Origin of the sequence: Pseudomonas sp. B21-019 (assembly GCF_024749225.1) — a bacterium.
GTDB lineage: Bacteria > Pseudomonadota > Gammaproteobacteria > Pseudomonadales > Pseudomonadaceae > Aquipseudomonas.
On sequence record NZ_CP087193.1, the window covers coordinates 1,361,399 to 1,375,659 of the forward strand.

16 protein-coding genes and 1 tRNA gene are annotated in these 14,261 nt (G+C 58.5%); 13 read left to right on the plus strand and 4 right to left on the minus strand.

Annotated elements, in window-relative coordinates; all coding sequences use genetic code 11:
• The first annotated feature begins 67 nt into the window (after window positions 1-67).
• From ruvA to nadA, 13 genes are all read left to right on the plus strand, one after another.
• Entirely contained in the window at window positions 68-685 is a 618-nt protein-coding gene (gene ruvA, locus LOY36_RS05980) for a Holliday junction branch migration protein RuvA (RefSeq protein ID WP_019651438.1), read from the plus strand.
• Window positions 686-1,747 carry a Holliday junction branch migration DNA helicase RuvB gene (gene ruvB, locus LOY36_RS05985; RefSeq protein ID WP_018926499.1) on the plus strand — a complete coding sequence of 354 codons (1,062 nt, stop codon included), beginning with the start codon at window positions 686-688 and terminating at the stop codon, window positions 1,745-1,747.
• A gap of 127 nt (window positions 1,748-1,874) precedes the next feature.
• The gene (gene ybgC, locus LOY36_RS05990) at window positions 1,875-2,342 is read left to right on the plus strand and encodes a tol-pal system-associated acyl-CoA thioesterase (RefSeq protein ID WP_007933231.1); all 468 of its coding nucleotides are present in this window, start codon (window positions 1,875-1,877) and stop codon (window positions 2,340-2,342) included.
• On the plus strand, window positions 2,332-3,027 hold the full coding sequence (gene tolQ, locus LOY36_RS05995) for a protein TolQ (protein WP_018926498.1): 696 nt from the start codon (window positions 2,332-2,334) through the stop codon (window positions 3,025-3,027). The genes ybgC and tolQ overlap by 11 nt, the downstream gene beginning before the upstream one ends.
• A gap of 23 nt (window positions 3,028-3,050) precedes the next feature.
• Window positions 3,051-3,503 (plus strand): protein TolR, encoded by a 453-nt coding sequence (tolR, locus tag LOY36_RS06000; RefSeq protein ID WP_167331185.1) that lies wholly within the window; start codon window positions 3,051-3,053, stop codon window positions 3,501-3,503.
• Window positions 3,503-4,582, plus strand: coding sequence for a cell envelope integrity protein TolA (tolA, locus tag LOY36_RS06005; protein WP_018926496.1), 1,080 nt, complete (start codon window positions 3,503-3,505; stop codon window positions 4,580-4,582). Before tolR ends, tolA begins: the two co-directional genes overlap by 1 nt.
• 29 nt (window positions 4,583-4,611) lie before the next feature.
• Window positions 4,612-5,880: a Tol-Pal system beta propeller repeat protein TolB gene (tolB, locus tag LOY36_RS06010; RefSeq protein ID WP_018926495.1), complete on the plus strand. Its 1,269-nt coding sequence runs from the start codon at window positions 4,612-4,614 to the stop codon at window positions 5,878-5,880.
• Between the two features lie 52 nt (window positions 5,881-5,932).
• A complete protein-coding gene (gene pal / locus LOY36_RS06015; protein ID WP_003178634.1) occupies window positions 5,933-6,430 on the plus strand; it encodes a peptidoglycan-associated lipoprotein Pal in 498 nt (165 codons plus the stop codon).
• A gap of 6 nt (window positions 6,431-6,436) precedes the next feature.
• The gene (gene ybgF, locus LOY36_RS06020; RefSeq protein WP_026331869.1) at window positions 6,437-7,276 is read left to right on the plus strand and encodes a tol-pal system protein YbgF; all 840 of its coding nucleotides are present in this window, start codon (window positions 6,437-6,439) and stop codon (window positions 7,274-7,276) included.
• 166 nt (window positions 7,277-7,442) lie between these two features.
• Window positions 7,443-8,090, plus strand: a complete 648-nt coding sequence (gene queE, locus LOY36_RS06025; protein ID WP_018926493.1) for a 7-carboxy-7-deazaguanine synthase QueE — start codon at window positions 7,443-7,445, stop codon at window positions 8,088-8,090.
• Between the two features lie 19 nt (window positions 8,091-8,109).
• Window positions 8,110-8,784, plus strand: a complete 675-nt coding sequence (queC, locus tag LOY36_RS06030) for a 7-cyano-7-deazaguanine synthase QueC (protein WP_258674145.1) — start codon at window positions 8,110-8,112, stop codon at window positions 8,782-8,784.
• Window positions 8,785-8,847: 63 nt separating this feature from the next.
• Window positions 8,848-8,923, plus strand: a tRNA-Lys gene (locus LOY36_RS06035).
• Window positions 8,924-9,185: 262 nt separating this feature from the next.
• Window positions 9,186-10,244, plus strand: coding sequence for a quinolinate synthase NadA (gene nadA, locus LOY36_RS06040; RefSeq protein ID WP_258672587.1), 1,059 nt, complete (start codon window positions 9,186-9,188; stop codon window positions 10,242-10,244).
• Window positions 10,245-10,351: 107 nt separating this feature from the next.
• On the opposite strand, the gene LOY36_RS06045 is transcribed toward nadA, so the two are convergent.
• From LOY36_RS06045 to LOY36_RS06060, 4 genes are all read right to left on the minus strand, one after another.
• Window positions 10,352-10,840, minus strand: coding sequence for an RDD family protein (locus LOY36_RS06045; protein ID WP_086944499.1), 489 nt, complete (start codon window positions 10,838-10,840; stop codon window positions 10,352-10,354).
• 95 nt (window positions 10,841-10,935) lie between these two features.
• Window positions 10,936-11,148: a cold-shock protein gene (locus LOY36_RS06050; protein WP_007934683.1), complete on the minus strand. Its 213-nt coding sequence runs from the start codon at window positions 11,146-11,148 to the stop codon at window positions 10,936-10,938.
• Between the two features lie 393 nt (window positions 11,149-11,541).
• Window positions 11,542-12,666, minus strand: a complete 1,125-nt coding sequence (gene gcvT / locus LOY36_RS06055) for a glycine cleavage system aminomethyltransferase GcvT (RefSeq protein ID WP_019651442.1) — start codon at window positions 12,664-12,666, stop codon at window positions 11,542-11,544.
• A 38-nt stretch (window positions 12,667-12,704) separates the two neighbouring features.
• Window positions 12,705-14,081 (minus strand): L-serine ammonia-lyase, encoded by a 1,377-nt coding sequence (locus LOY36_RS06060; protein ID WP_258672588.1) that lies wholly within the window; start codon window positions 14,079-14,081, stop codon window positions 12,705-12,707.
• Window positions 14,082-14,261 lie beyond the last annotated feature (180 nt).

A 14,261-nucleotide genomic window follows, 5' to 3' on the forward strand; every position in this document is an offset into this window, starting at 1 on the left:
GTCGGCGCAAAACCCTTGTTCTGTCAGTCGCCAGCACTGATCTGGCCAACGCTCAAGGATCTGAAACGTGATTGGACGCTTGCGCGGCACTTTGGCTGAGAAACAGCCGCCGCACCTGATTCTGGATGTAAACGGTCTGGGGTATGAGCTGGAAGTGCCCATGACCACGCTTTATCGCTTGCCGTCGGTCGGTGAACCGCTGACCTTGCACACCCATTTGGTCGTACGCGAAGACGCGCAGTTACTCTATGGCTTCTTCGGCAAGCGTGAGCGAGACTTTTTTCGCGAACTGATCCGTCTCAATGGGGTAGGGCCGAAACTGGCGCTGGCCCTGATGTCGAGTCTGGAAGTCGACGAGTTGATCCGTTGCGTGCAGTCCCAGGACACCTCGGCGCTGACCAAGGTGCCGGGCGTCGGCAAGAAGACTGCCGAGCGTTTGCTGGTGGAGCTCAAGGATCGCTTCAAGGCCTGGGAAACCGTGCCGGCGATGTTCGCGCTGGTGCCAAACCAGCCAGGCGGGCCAGACGCGCCGGCTCCGGTGGCCACCGCCGAAAACGACGCGGTCAGCGCGCTGATTTCCCTGGGCTACAAGCCGCAGGAAGCCAGCAAGGCGATTTCCGCGATCAAGGAGAAAGGTTTGAGCAGTGAAGACATGATTCGTCGTGCCCTGAAGGGAATGATCTAAGTGATTGAAGCTGATCGTCTGATCGCCGCTACGGGTGGCCCCCGTGAGCGCGAAGAAGTCCAGGACCGGGCGATTCGTCCCGTCAGCCTGGCCGAATACATTGGCCAGCCGACCGTTCGCGAGCAAATGGAGTTGTTCATCCAGGCCGCGCGCGGGCGCAATGAATCGCTGGATCACACCCTGATTTTCGGCCCGCCGGGCCTGGGTAAAACCACCCTGGCCAACATCATTGCCCAGGAAATGGGCGTGTCGATCAAAAGCACCTCGGGGCCGGTCCTCGAGCGTCCTGGTGATCTGGCTGCATTGCTGACCAACCTTGAGCCCCATGACGTGCTGTTCATCGACGAGATCCATCGGTTGTCGCCGATCGTCGAAGAAGTGCTGTACCCGGCCATGGAAGATTTCCAGCTCGACATCATGATCGGCGAAGGGCCGGCCGCGCGCTCGATCAAGCTCGATCTGCCACCGTTTACCCTGGTTGGCGCAACGACCCGTGCCGGTATGCTGACCAACCCGTTGCGCGACCGTTTCGGGATCGTCCAGCGCCTGGAGTTCTACAGCACCGCCGACCTGGCAACGATTGTCAGCCGTTCGGCGAACATTCTCGGTTTGCCGCTGGACCCGGAAGGCGCCTTTGAAATCGCCCGGCGTGCCCGTGGCACACCGCGAATCGCCAACCGCTTGCTGCGCCGGGTCCGGGATTTTGCCGAGGTTCGTGCCAAGGGCCACATCACCAAACCGATCGCCGACCTGGCCTTGAACCTGCTGGATGTCGATGAGCGTGGCTTCGACCATCAGGACCGACGCCTGCTGTTGACCATGATCGAGAAGTTCGACGGTGGGCCGGTGGGGGTGGACAGTCTGGCCGCTGCGATCAGCGAAGAACGCCACACCATTGAAGATGTGCTGGAGCCGTACTTGATCCAGCAGGGCTATATCATGCGCACGCCGCGGGGGCGGGTAGTGACCCGGCATGCGTATTTGCACTTTGGCTTAAACATTCCGTCACGATTGGGGGAGATGCCCGTGGTAGACGAGTTCCTCGATGCCGTGGACGATTAATCACCTTTGCGCGCTGATTTATTCGGGGTTTGTGCTGTCCCAGGACGGTACTTTCGCCAGAAAGCCGCGAATCAATGAAAAACAGTTGCCTGGCCGGATTGGCAACCTGAGGAGTAAGCACTAGAGTATGCGCGCGCAAAACGGGCTTGAGCCGTTCGCACATCGTTGTCGCGTTTATTACGAGGACACCGATGCCGGCGGCATCGTGTATTACGTCAATTACCTCAAGTTTATGGAACGGGCTCGAACCGAGCGGCTCCGAGAGCTGGGCTTTGCCCAGTCGGCGCTGGCAGGGGAGGACCTGTTGTTCGTCGTGCATTCCAGCGAAGCGCGTTACCACGCGCCGGCGCGACTGGACGACGAGCTGCTGGTAAGCGCCGAAGTAATTGAATTGAACCGGGTCAGCCTGCGCTTCAAACAGCAGGTCAGGCGGGCTACGGATAACGTGCTGCTCTGCGAAGGGCAGTTTCTGGTGGCCTGTGTGCGCACTAACAGTTTGAAACCCCGGGCCATTCCCGAAGCTCTACGTGCGGCCTTTGCCGACGTGAGCGGCGCGGGTACACACTCAAAGCAGGAGATAAAGCGTGGAAGCTAACGTCGTCGACCATTCCTCCATGTGGAGCCTGGTCAGCAATGCCAGTGTCGTGGTGCAACTGGTAATGCTGATCCTGGTAGCCGCATCGGTGACCTCGTGGATCATGATCTTTCAGCGCAGCAACTTGCTGCGCGCCGGTCGACGTGCCCTGGAGAGCTTTGAAGAGCGCTTCTGGTCCGGTATCGACCTGTCCAAACTCTACCGTCAGGCCGGCAGCAACCCTGATCCGGATTCCGGCGTCGAGCAGATCTTCCGTGCCGGCTTCAAGGAATTCTCCCGTCTGCGCCAGCAGTCGGGCGTTGATCCGGAAGCGGTCATGGAGGGCGTGGCGCGTGCCATGCGCGTAGCCATCTCCCGTGAGGAAGAGAAGCTCGAGCAGAGCCTGCCGTTCCTCGCCACCGTCGGTTCCGTCAGCCCGTACATCGGTCTGTTCGGTACAGTCTGGGGCATCATGAACTCCTTCCGTGGTCTGGCGACCGCCCAGCAAGCGACCCTGGCCACTGTGGCTCCAGGTATCGCCGAAGCACTGGTTGCTACTGCGATCGGTCTGTTCGCCGCCATCCCGGCCGTTATCGCCTACAACCGTTTTGCTGCCCGCAGCGAAACCCTGCTGGGCCGCTATTACACCTTCGCCGACGAATTCCAGGCGATCCTGCACCGCAAAGTGCACACCAGCGAAGAATAAGCAGGTAATTTCCAATGGCTTTAATCGCTCGAGCTCGCAAAAAGCGCAAGCCGGTTGCCGAGATGAACGTGGTGCCTTACATCGACGTGATGCTGGTACTGCTGGTCATCTTCATGGTGACCGCGCCGATGCTCAATCAGGGCGTGAAAGTTGATCTGCCCAAGGTTTCCAGCGAAGCCTTGCCGCAGGACAACAACACTCAGGTCCTGACCATTTCGATCAAGGCTGACAAGACCTACTACTGGAACCTTGGCAGCGAAGTCGACACCGAAAAGCAGCAGGACAAGGCCATGACCTTGCCGCAAATGACCGACGCCGTGACCAAGATCATTCGCGTTGGCAACGGTAACGGCAAGCGCACGCAGGTGTTCATTCGTGGCGACAAAACCGTCGATTATGGCTCCGTCATGGGCGCCATGGGCGGGTTGCAGAAGGCCGGGGTCGGTAATGTTGGCTTGATTACCGAGGCGCCCTGATGCAGCAACTGCGAGAGCCGTCCGCCTCGGAAAGCTACTTCTGGCCTAGTGTCTGGGCGATTGTCTTGCACGTGCTGGTGTTCGGCATGCTGTTCGTCAGTTTCGCCTTCACACCGGAGCTGCCGCCGGCCAAGCCGATTGTCCAGGCAACCCTGTACCAGCTGAAATCGAAAAGTCGGGCGACCACCCAGACCAATCAGAAGATCGCGGGTGAGGCGCAGAAATCTGCTGCGCGTCAGACCGAAGTCGAGCAGATGGAACAGAAGAAGGTCGAGCAGGAAGCGGTGAAGGCTGCGGAACAAAAGAAAGAAGAAGCGGCTCAAAAGGCCGAGGAAGCCAAGAAGGCCGACGAGTCGAAGAAAGCGGAAGAGGCGAAAAAGGCTGATGAAGCCAAGAAAGCCGACGAAGCGAAGAAGACCGCCGAAGCCAAAAAGGCCGAAGAGAAACAATTGGCTGATATAGCCAAGAAGAAAGCCGAAGAAGAAGCCAAAAAAGCTGCTGAAGAAGAGGCCAAGAAAGCGGCCGCTGAAGAAGCGAAGAAAAAGATCGTCGAAGACGCGAAGAAGAAAGCTGCGGAAGACGCCAAGAAGAAAGCTGAAGCGGAAGAGGCGAAGAAGAAAATCGCCGAAGACGCGAAGAAGAAAGCGACTGCCGATGCTGCGAAGAAGAAAGCGCAGGATGCGGCTCGCAAATCGGTAGAGGACAAGAAGGCTCAGGCTCTGGCTGACTTGCTGTCCGATAAGACCGAGCGTCAGCAGGCTTTGGCGGATGAGCAAGGCGATGAAACCGCGGGCAACTTTGATGATCTGATTCGTTCGCGAGCATCTGAAGGTTGGGCGCAGCCACCGTCGGCCCGCAAGGGCATGAAGGTGATTCTGCAAATCAACATGCTCCCTGACGGAACGATCTCCGGTGTTTCGGTTGCTCATTCCAGCGGTGACGCGCCGTTCGACAGTTCTGCAGTCGCGGCTGTAAAAAATATTGGTCGATTGACCGAAATGCAGGGTCTGAAGCCAGCTGATTTCGCACCCTATCGTTCATTCAAGATGACATTCACACCTGAGGATCTAGCCTTGTGAGAAACCTTCTTCGAGGACTGCTTGTAGTCATGTTCTGCTTTGCAGGACTGGCCACGGCAGATGAAAAAAATATCCTGGTCAGCAGTGGCAGCTCCCAGGCAACTCCAATTGCCGTTGTGCCTTTCGGCTTCCAGGGCGGTAGCGTGCTGCCGGACGACATGGCTGAGATTATCGGTAACGACCTGCGCAATTCGGGTTACTACGCGCCGATTCCAAAGCAGAACATGATCAGCCAGCCAAGCCAGGCCAGCGAAATCATCTACCGTGACTTCAAGGCGGTGGGTGCCCAGTACGTCATGGTCGGCAGCATTGTTCCGGCGGGCGGTCGCCTGCAGGTGCAGTACGCACTGTTCAACGTCGCCACCGAGCAGCAAGTGCTGACCGGCAGCGTGTCGGGCGGCGTCGATCAACTGCGCGACATGGCGCACTACATCTCCGACCAGTCGTTCGAAAAACTCACCGGTATCAAAGGTGCGTTCTCGACGCGTCTGCTGTACGTGACGGCCGAGCGTTTCTCCGAGAAGAACACTCGCTACACACTGCAACGTTCGGACTACGACGGTGCCCGTGCCGTGACGCTGCTGCAATCGCGCGAGCCAATCCTGTCGCCGCGTTTCGCACCGGATGGCAAGCGCATTGCCTACGTGTCGTTCGAGCAGAAGCGTCCGCGCATTTTCATGCAGAACATCGACACTGGTCGCCGTGAGCAGATCACCAACTTCGAAGGCCTGAATGGCGCGCCAGCCTGGTCGCCGGATGGCAATCGCCTGGCATTCGTGTTGTCGAAAGACGGTAACCCGGACATCTACGTGATGAACCTGGGTTCGCGTCAGATCACCCGTGTCACCAATGGTCCTGGCATCAACACCGAACCGTTCTGGGGTAAGGATGGTTCGACCATCTACTTCACCTCTGACCGTGGCGGCAAGCCTCAGATCTATAAAACCAGCGCAGGCGGTGGTGGTGCGGAGCGTGTGACCTTCATCGGTAACTACAACGCCAACCCTAAACTGTCGGCCGATGAAAAGACCCTGGTGATGATTCACCGCCAGGACGGTTTCACCAACTTCAAGGTGGCGGCCCAGGATTTGCAGCGCGGTAGTGTAAAGATCCTCACTGATAGCACTCTGGACGAGTCTCCTACTGTTGCGCCCAACGGCACCATGGTAATCTACGCCACCCGCCAGCAGGGCCGGGGAGTCTTGATGCTCGTGTCCATTAATGGACGCGTGAGGCTCCCGCTTCCTACCGCACAAGGCGAAGTCAGAGAACCGTCCTGGTCCCCTTACCTGAACTGACGCGGCGCTATACGTTTTACTTAACACACTGGGGTTCATTAGGAGTTTCACGATGGAAATGCTGAAGTTTGGTAAATTTGCTGCGCTGGCTCTGGCCATGGCTGTAGCTGTAGGTTGCTCGTCCAAAGGCGGCGACAACGCCGGTGAAGGCGCTGTAGATCCAAACGCTGGTTACGGCGCTAACACTGGTGCAGTTGACGGCTCCCTGAGCGAAGAAGCTGCTCTGCGCGCAATCACCACCTTCTACTTCGAATACGACAGCTCGGACCTGAAGCCAGAAGCCATGCGCGCTCTGGACGTTCACGCCAAAGACCTGAAAGCAAACGGCGCTCGCGTTGTTCTGGAAGGCAACACCGACGAACGTGGTACTCGTGAGTACAACATGGCACTGGGCGAGCGTCGTGCGAAAGCCGTTCAGCGCTACCTGGTACTGCAAGGTGTTTCCCCAGCTCAGCTGGAACTGGTTTCCTACGGCGAAGAGCGTCCAGTTGCTACCGGCAACGACGAGCAGTCCTGGGCTCAAAACCGTCGCGTCGAACTGCGTAAGTAATTCGTCATGCGAACGTGCCGTCGTGCTGTAACTGTTTTGGCTCTCAGTCTCGCACCGCTTGCGGTGTGGGCTGCGGTTCCTGTGGTCGAGGACAACTCCGGCTATAACAATAGCGGGAGCAGTTATCCGCCTGCGGGTTACGGTACGAACGGCGCCTATGCCGGGGGAGGGGTTTCGGCCCCTGTCTCGGCACAGGGCGAGCTGTTCAACCAACTGCAATCGATGCAGGAGCAGATCTCGCGCCAACAAGGCATCATCGAGGTTCTGCAAAATGATGTAGCGCGCATGAAGCAAGAGAACCTGGAGCGATATCAGGATCTTGATCGGCGCATAGGAACCGGCGTTGCACCAGCCGCGACTCCTGATAATTCTTCCACCGGTGGCAATTTGAATGCCCCCGGTGCAGCAGCCGGTGCAGGTGCGGGAGCGGCTGCCGCTCAAGCCCCGGCCGCGGGTGGCGAACCGGCTGACCCGGCGAAGGAAAAACTGTATTACGATGCAGCCTTCGACCTGATCAAAGCCAAGGATTTCGACAAGGCCAGCCAGGCTTTCGCCGCATTCCTGCGCAAATACCCGAACAGCCAATACGCGGGCAATGCCCAGTACTGGTTGGGTGAAGTGAACCTGGCCAAAGGCGATCTGCAAGGTGCAGGTCAGGCATTTGCCAAGGTTTCGCAGTTGTACCCCAAGCACCCCAAAGTGCCTGATTCGCTATACAAGCTCGCTGATGTAGAGCGTCGTCTCGGTCATACCGACCGGGTCAAAGGCATTCTGCAACAGGTCGTGTCCCAATATCCGGGCACTTCCGCCGCTCAGCTGGCGCAACGGGACTTGCAGCGCATGTAAGCCTGTTTAGCCCGTTTTGAAGAAACCCGCGCTTGTCGCGGGTTTTTTCGTTAGAATTCATGCCCTTTTTATGAAACACGCTTTTTGGGATCTGCGCGTTGGCGGGGTTCCTTGAAGTGCCTGACGGAGGCGGACAGCCTGTTTAGCTGTTACGCCCGTGGCGACTATGCAAGACACATTGAGAATCACCGAAGTTTTCTACTCGTTGCAGGGTGAAACGCGGACTGCCGGGCTGCCCACTGTTTTTGTGCGCCTGACCGGTTGCCCATTGCGTTGCCAATACTGCGACAGCGCCTACGCGTTCACTGGCGGCACCCTCCGCACGCTCGACGACATCCTCGAGCAAGTGGCCGGTTTTCGCCCGCGTTACGTCTGTGTCACGGGCGGTGAGCCCCTGGCGCAACCCAATGCCATTCCCTTGCTCAAGCAGTTGTGTGACGCCGGTTACGAAGTGTCGCTGGAAACCAGTGGTGCTCTGGACATCTCGGCGGTCGATCCACGGGTCAGTCGCGTCGTCGACCTGAAAACCCCGGGTTCGAAAGAAGCCCACCGCAACCGCTACGAGAACATTGAACTGCTCACGCCCAACGATCAGGTGAAGTTTGTCATCTGCTCGCGGGAAGACTATGACTGGGCCGTGTCCAAGCTGATTCAATACGGTTTGAACGAGCGTGCCGGCGAAGTCCTGTTCTCGCCGAGCCACCATGATCTGAATGCACGTGATCTGGCGGACTGGGTGGTGGCGGACAATCTGCCTGTGCGTCTGCAATTGCAGCTGCATAAATATCTTTGGAATGACGAGCCGGGGCGCTGAAATGACTGAACAACTGAACATTGCTGAAAAACGTGCGGTCATCCTGCTGTCCGGCGGCCTTGACTCGGCGACGGTCGTGGCCATGGCCCGTGCCGAAGGCTATAGCTGCTACACCATGAGCTTCGATTACGGTCAGCGCCACCGTGCCGAACTGCAAGCCGCCGAGCGTGTTGCCCGCGACTTGGGTGTGGTCGAGCACAAGGTGATCGGCCTGAACCTGAACGGTATCGGCGGCTCGGCCCTGACCGACAGTTCCATCGACGTACCGGAGGCGCCGAGCGAAGGCATTCCGGTGACTTATGTGCCGGCGCGCAACACGGTGTTTCTGTCCCTGGCGTTGGGTTGGGCCGAAGTGCTGGGTGCACGTGACATCTTTATCGGTGTAAACGCGGTGGATTATTCCGGTTACCCGGATTGCCGTCCCGAGTTCATCGAAGCCTTCGAGCGCATGGCTAATCTGGCGACCAAGGCCGGTGTAGAAGGGAATGGCTTCCGTATCCAGGCGCCCCTGCAGAACCTGAGCAAGGCGCAGATCGTTCAGGCAGGCGTGAAGCTTGGCGTCGACTACGGGCTGACCGTTTCCTGCTATCAGGCGGACGATAACGGCCGTGCTTGCGGCAAATGCGACAGCTGCCGTCTGCGTGCAGAAGGCTTTGCGGCGGCCGGAATCAGCGACCCGACACCTTATTTTTGATTTATTTCAAATTAGGTGTTGAATAGTCCTTAAAAATCAGTATTATACGCGCCACCACACAGCGGGTCGTTAGCTCAGTTGGTAGAGCAGTTGGCTTTTAACCAATTGGTCGTAGGTTCGAATCCCACACGACCCACCATTTTAAAAAATCTGGAAGGCCCACGTAAGTGAGGATTTCCGGGTTTTTTTTTGCCCGCGATTTAAGGTTGTCCCGCTCCGGGATCGCCCTGCGTGACGCAGGTCAGAATCATCTTTTGCATCCGCCGGATATTCTGTAGCCTTGCGCAGCTTCAACGCTGTCCATGCCTGATGAATACTCACTCTCCCGGCGGTACCCCGAAGGGTCCGGAGCCGGGTGTATACTCGACTTTCGCGCGAAAGCGCCTGCAGGTCTTGCGAACATGACGCAGATTTCCGAACGCCTTCTGGTTCAAGCCCACCTCGACGCCAAGCAGCCCAAGCCGCTGACGGCCGAGGAAGAGGCTTATTACCGCACAGCCATCGCAGCCGAGCTCAAGGCTCAGGACGCGGTGCTGGTTGCCCACTTCTATTGCGATCCAGTCATTCAGGCCCTGGCCGAAGAAACCGGTGGCTGCGTCTCCGACTCTCTGGAGATGGCTCGCTTCGGCAATGCCCATCCGGCCAAGACCGTAGTGGTTGCCGGTGTGAAATTCATGGGCGAAACCGCGAAAATCCTCAACCCTGAAAAACGTGTGCTGATGCCGACCCTGGAAGCGACCTGCTCGCTGGACCTGGGTTGCCCGGTGGACGAGTTCTCGACGTTCTGCGATCAGCACCCGGAACGCACGGTGGTGGTGTATGCCAACACCTCGGCGGCAGTCAAAGCCCGGGCGGATTGGGTGGTGACGTCCAGCTGCGCGCTGGAAATCGTCGAAAGCCTGATGGATAACGGCGAAACCATTATCTGGGGCCCGGACAAGCACCTGGGCACTTACATCCAGCGCAAGACTGGCGCCGACATGCTGCTGTGGGACGGTGCCTGCATCGTTCACGAAGAGTTCAAGGCCAAGCAGCTCGAAGACATGAAAGCGCTATACCCGGATGCGGCCATTCTGGTGCACCCGGAGTCGCCGACCGCGGTGATCGAATTGGCCGACGCGGTGGGCTCCACCAGTCAGCTGATCGCTGCCGCACAAAGCCTGCCGAACAAGACCCTGATCGTCGCCACCGACCGCGGCATTTTCTACAAGATGCAGCAGCTGTGCCCGGACAAGGTCTTTATCGAAGCGCCAACGGCTGGTAACGGCGCTGCTTGCCGCAGTTGCGCGCATTGTCCGTGGATGGCGATGAACACCCTTGAGCGCACGCTGAAGAGCTTGAAGGAGGGGACCAACGAGATCTTCGTTGACCCGGCGTTGATTCCGCAGGCGATTCGGCCGTTGAAGCGGATGCTGGATTTCACGCAGGCGGCGCGGATGAAGTTGGCCGGCAACGCTTAAGGGCAAGATTAAAAGGCAAGATCAAAAGATCGCAGCCTTCGGCAGCTCCTACGGGTGTATATGGAACCGTGTAGGAGCTGCCGAAGGCTGCGATCTTTTTTTGCGAATTATTTTGTCTTCTTTGGAATGCGCACGAGCTGGGTGTTGGAGTAGATGTCATGCCAGCTGCGCTTCTGCTTGTCGAACAGCGACCAGAAGAACCCCAGCCCGAGGCATAACCAGGACGCGATCGACACTACAAAGCGCAGCAGCGCCTGCCACAGGCTGATGGATGAGCCGTCGGCGTTTTGTACGCGGATGCACCACACCTGCATGCCCAGGGTCTGGCCCGACCAGGTCCAGAACTTGGCGAAGAAGCCGAACAGCACAAACAGCAGAACCGTCGACAGCAGTGGGTCACCGTCCAGGGCGCCGGCCTCGGTCAGGGTGCGCATCCGGTCTTCGCCGATGATCGCCATCTGGATCATCTTGTAAATACCGCTGGTGACGATCAGCAGCGCGGTGCACAGCAGGAAGTCGTAGAACATCGCTGCCAGGCGACGACCCAGGCCGACGGCGGGAAAGTCGCCTTGGGGGTTGAGCAGGTGTTTCGACATGGCTGCCTCTGAACGGAAAAAGAAGCCATTTTACGGATTTACGCGCACAAAAAAGCCCCTGATGTCAGCATCAGGGGCTTTTTCGTAACAGAAGATTAGCCTTCTGCTTGTACTTCGTCAGCCTGCATGCCTTTCTGGCCTTGCACAGCAACGAACGTCACTTTCTGGCCTTCTTTCAGGCTCTTGAAGCCGTTGCCCTGAATAGCGCGGAAATGCACGAACAGATCCGGACCGCTTTCTGGAGTGATAAAACCAAAACCTTTCTCGTCGTTAAACCACTTGACGGTACCGCTCTGACGTTGGGACATTTCTTATTTCCTTTGACGCAAAAATGAATGACAGTCTCCTTCTCGTGAAAGAGTACTGGGGCTGGTTGCAGGAGAGTAAGAAGACGTCGAACGGGATGTAGCTAACTTGTAGGCTACTGCCCAGGTCACGATTTCCAAGCGACCCATGCAAACACAGTGAACAAACTCTACGCCAACTACGGGAGAAAAAACAAGCCCCGCGAAGGCCCGGATTTCCTCAGGTTGATGGCAATTAGAGTGGCTACTAGTGCGGGCTTATTCGATCGCGTTGTTCATTGCTTTTCGATTGTTATAAGTAGCGTTCATAAGCGAAACGTATGCACTGTTTTATGGCGGTTGCGTTACAGATTAGTGCACTGTTAACGCAACCGCGTTACTTATAGAAACAGTCAATCAGCCACGATAGTAGCGTTGTGGAACAAATGGCATTTTGCTTACAAGCAAAGGCACCTTTTTCCCACGCACAATGGCCCAAACTGGTGTTTCCAAAACGGTATAAGCGCTGTCGAGGTAACCCATGGCCAAAGGGCCGCCCAAGGTCGGACCGAAGCCGCCGCTGCAGACGCTGCCGATGATCTCGCCGGCATCGTTGACGATCTCTGCACCTTCACGCACCGGTGTACGTTCCTGCGGCAGCAGGCCAACGCGCTTGCGGCTGACACCGGTTTGCTGTTGGGCGAACACGGTTTCGGCGCCAGGGAAACCGCCGGCCCGCGCGCCATCGGCACGTCGAGGCTTGGAGATGGCCCATAGCAGGCTTGCTTCGATCGGCGTGGTTTCGGTGTTCATGTCGTGGCCGTACAGGCACAGACCGGCTTCCAGGCGCAGGGAATCGCGGGCGCCGAGGCCGATGGCCTCGACTTCCGGTTCGGCCAGCAGGGCGCGAGCCAGCGCTTCGGCGTTGGCCGCCGGTACGGAGATTTCGTAACCGTCTTCACCGGTGTAGCCCGAACGGCTGACAAAGCAGTCCACTCCCAACAGTTTCACGCGGGTGAACTGCATGAAGGTCATCTTCGCAACTTCCGGTGCCAGGCGTGCGAGCACGGTGACGGCGGCCGGGCCTTGCAACGCCAGCAGCGCGCGCTCTTCGAACAGCGGTTCGATGCTGCACTGGTCGCCGATGTGCTTGCGCAGGTGCGCCAGGTCCTGGTCTTTGCAAGCGGCGTTGACCACCAGGAACAGCTCGTCATTACCGAGGTTGGCGACCATCAGGTCGTCGAGGATGCCACCGGCCTCGTTGGTGAACATCGCGTAGCGCTGCATGCCCACCGGCAGGTCGATGATGTCCACCGGCACCAGGGTTTCCAGGGCTTTGGCGGCATTGGCGCCGGTCAGGCGGATCTGGCCCATGTGCGACACATCGAACAGCCCGGCCTGATCACGGGTGTGCTGGTGTTCTTTCATCACGCCCAACGGGTATTGCACCGGCATGTCATAACCGGCGAACGGCACCATGCGGGCGCCGAGTTCGAGGTGCAGGGCGTGCAACGGGGTCTTCAATAGTTGTTCGGTGGACATATACAGCTCCTGAAAAAGTGTGCAGATGCGCGTGAGCATCAGCACTCGATAATGTTGACCGCCAAACCGCCACGGGCGGTTTCCTTGTATTTGCTTTTCATGTCGGCGCCGGTCTGGCGCATGGTGCGGATGACCTTGTCGAGGGAGACGAAGTGCTGACCGTCGCCACGCAGGGCCATGCGCACTGCATTGATGGCCTTGACCGAACCCATGGCGTTGCGCTCGATGCAAGGCACTTGCACCAGTCCGCCAATCGGGTCGCAGGTCAGGCCGAGGTTGTGTTCCATGCCGATTTCGGCCGCGTTTTCCACCTGCTGCACCGTACCGCCGAGCACTTCGCACAAGGCGCCGGCCGCCATGGAACAGGCAACGCCAACCTCGCCCTGACAGCCGACTTCGGCGCCGGAGATCGAGGCGTTTTCCTTGTACAGAATGCCGATTGCAGCGGCCGTCAGTAGAAAACGCACCACGCCGTCTTCGTTGGCACCGGGGATGAAGCGCATGTAGTAATGCAACACGGCCGGGATAATGCCGGCTGCACCATTGGTGGGCGCAGTGACCACGCGTCCGCCATTGGCGTTTTCTTCGTTGACCGCCAGGGCGTACAGGTTGACCCAGTCCAGCACCGACAGCGGATCGCGCAGCGATGATTCCGGGTTTTTGCACAGTTGCCGATGCAGCGCTGCGGCCCGACGTTTGACCTTCAGCCCACCGGGCAGGATGCCTTCGTTGCGGCAACCGGCGGCGACGCAGTCTTGCATCACTTGCCAGATCTTCAGCAGGCCGGCGCGGGTTTCCGCTTCCGGGCGCCAGGCGCTTTCGTTGGTCAGCATCACCTGACTGATCGATAAACCGTAGGTGCTGCAGTGACCAAGCAGGTCCTTGGCGCTTTTGAACGGAAAGGTCAGTGGCGTGGCGTCTTCGACGATGCGGTCGGCACCGGCAGCGTCTTCATCGACCACGAAGCCGCCACCGACCGAGTAATACTCGCGGCTGCGCACTTGCAGGCCGGCCGCGTCGAACGCGCGAAAGATCATGCCGTTGGGGTGATAGGCCAACGGTTTGCGAATCATTGCCAGGTGTTCTTTCTCGTTGAACGCGATGCTGTGTTCACCGAGCAGGTTCAAGCGACCGCTGCTGCGAATCTCTTGCAGGCGGGCGGTGACGGTTTCGGTGTCCACGGTGTCCGGGTGTTCGCCTTCCAGGCCCAGCAATACGGCCTTGTCGCTGCCGTGGCCTTTGCCGGTGGCGCCGAGTGAGCCGTAGAGCTCGACTTTGACGCAGGTGGTTGCCGCCAGCAGCCCTTCACGGCGCAGACCTTCGGCGAAGCGCGCAGCGGCACGCATCGGGCCGACGGTGTGGGAGCTGGAGGGGCCGATACCAATCTTGAACAGGTCGAACACGCTTAACGACATGGTTGTTCTCCGGTTTCTTGTTATAGGCGAAATATCACGAGATATGCACCCTGTAGGAGCTGCCGCAGGCTGCGATCTTTTGATCTTGCTCTTGATACAGAAAGATCAAAAGATCGCAGCCTGCGGCAGCTCCTACAGGGGGAGTGCGGTGTTGTTGAAGGGGGCGAGTAACTCGCCCCC

Coding starts and splice junctions, on each gene's coding strand:
- pal (WP_003178634.1), top strand. CDS start 5,933: ATGGAAATGCTGAAGTTTGGTAAATTTGCTGCGCTGGCTCTGGCCATG.
- queE (WP_018926493.1), top strand. CDS start 7,443: ATGCAAGACACATTGAGAATCACCGAAGTTTTCTACTCGTTGCAGGGT.
- LOY36_RS06050 (WP_007934683.1), bottom strand. CDS start 11,148: ATGTCCCAACGTCAGAGCGGTACCGTCAAGTGGTTTAACGACGAGAAA.
- nadA (WP_258672587.1), top strand. CDS start 9,186: ATGACGCAGATTTCCGAACGCCTTCTGGTTCAAGCCCACCTCGACGCC.
- gcvT (WP_019651442.1), bottom strand. CDS start 12,666: ATGTCCACCGAACAACTATTGAAGACCCCGTTGCACGCCCTGCACCTC.
- tolA (WP_018926496.1), top strand. CDS start 3,503: ATGCAGCAACTGCGAGAGCCGTCCGCCTCGGAAAGCTACTTCTGGCCT.
- LOY36_RS06060 (WP_258672588.1), bottom strand. CDS start 14,081: ATGTCGTTAAGCGTGTTCGACCTGTTCAAGATTGGTATCGGCCCCTCC.
- tolB (WP_018926495.1), top strand. CDS start 4,612: ATGTTCTGCTTTGCAGGACTGGCCACGGCAGATGAAAAAAATATCCTG.
- LOY36_RS06045 (WP_086944499.1), bottom strand. CDS start 10,840: ATGTCGAAACACCTGCTCAACCCCCAAGGCGACTTTCCCGCCGTCGGC.
- ybgF (WP_026331869.1), top strand. CDS start 6,437: ATGCGAACGTGCCGTCGTGCTGTAACTGTTTTGGCTCTCAGTCTCGCA.
- ybgC (WP_007933231.1), top strand. CDS start 1,875: ATGCGCGCGCAAAACGGGCTTGAGCCGTTCGCACATCGTTGTCGCGTT.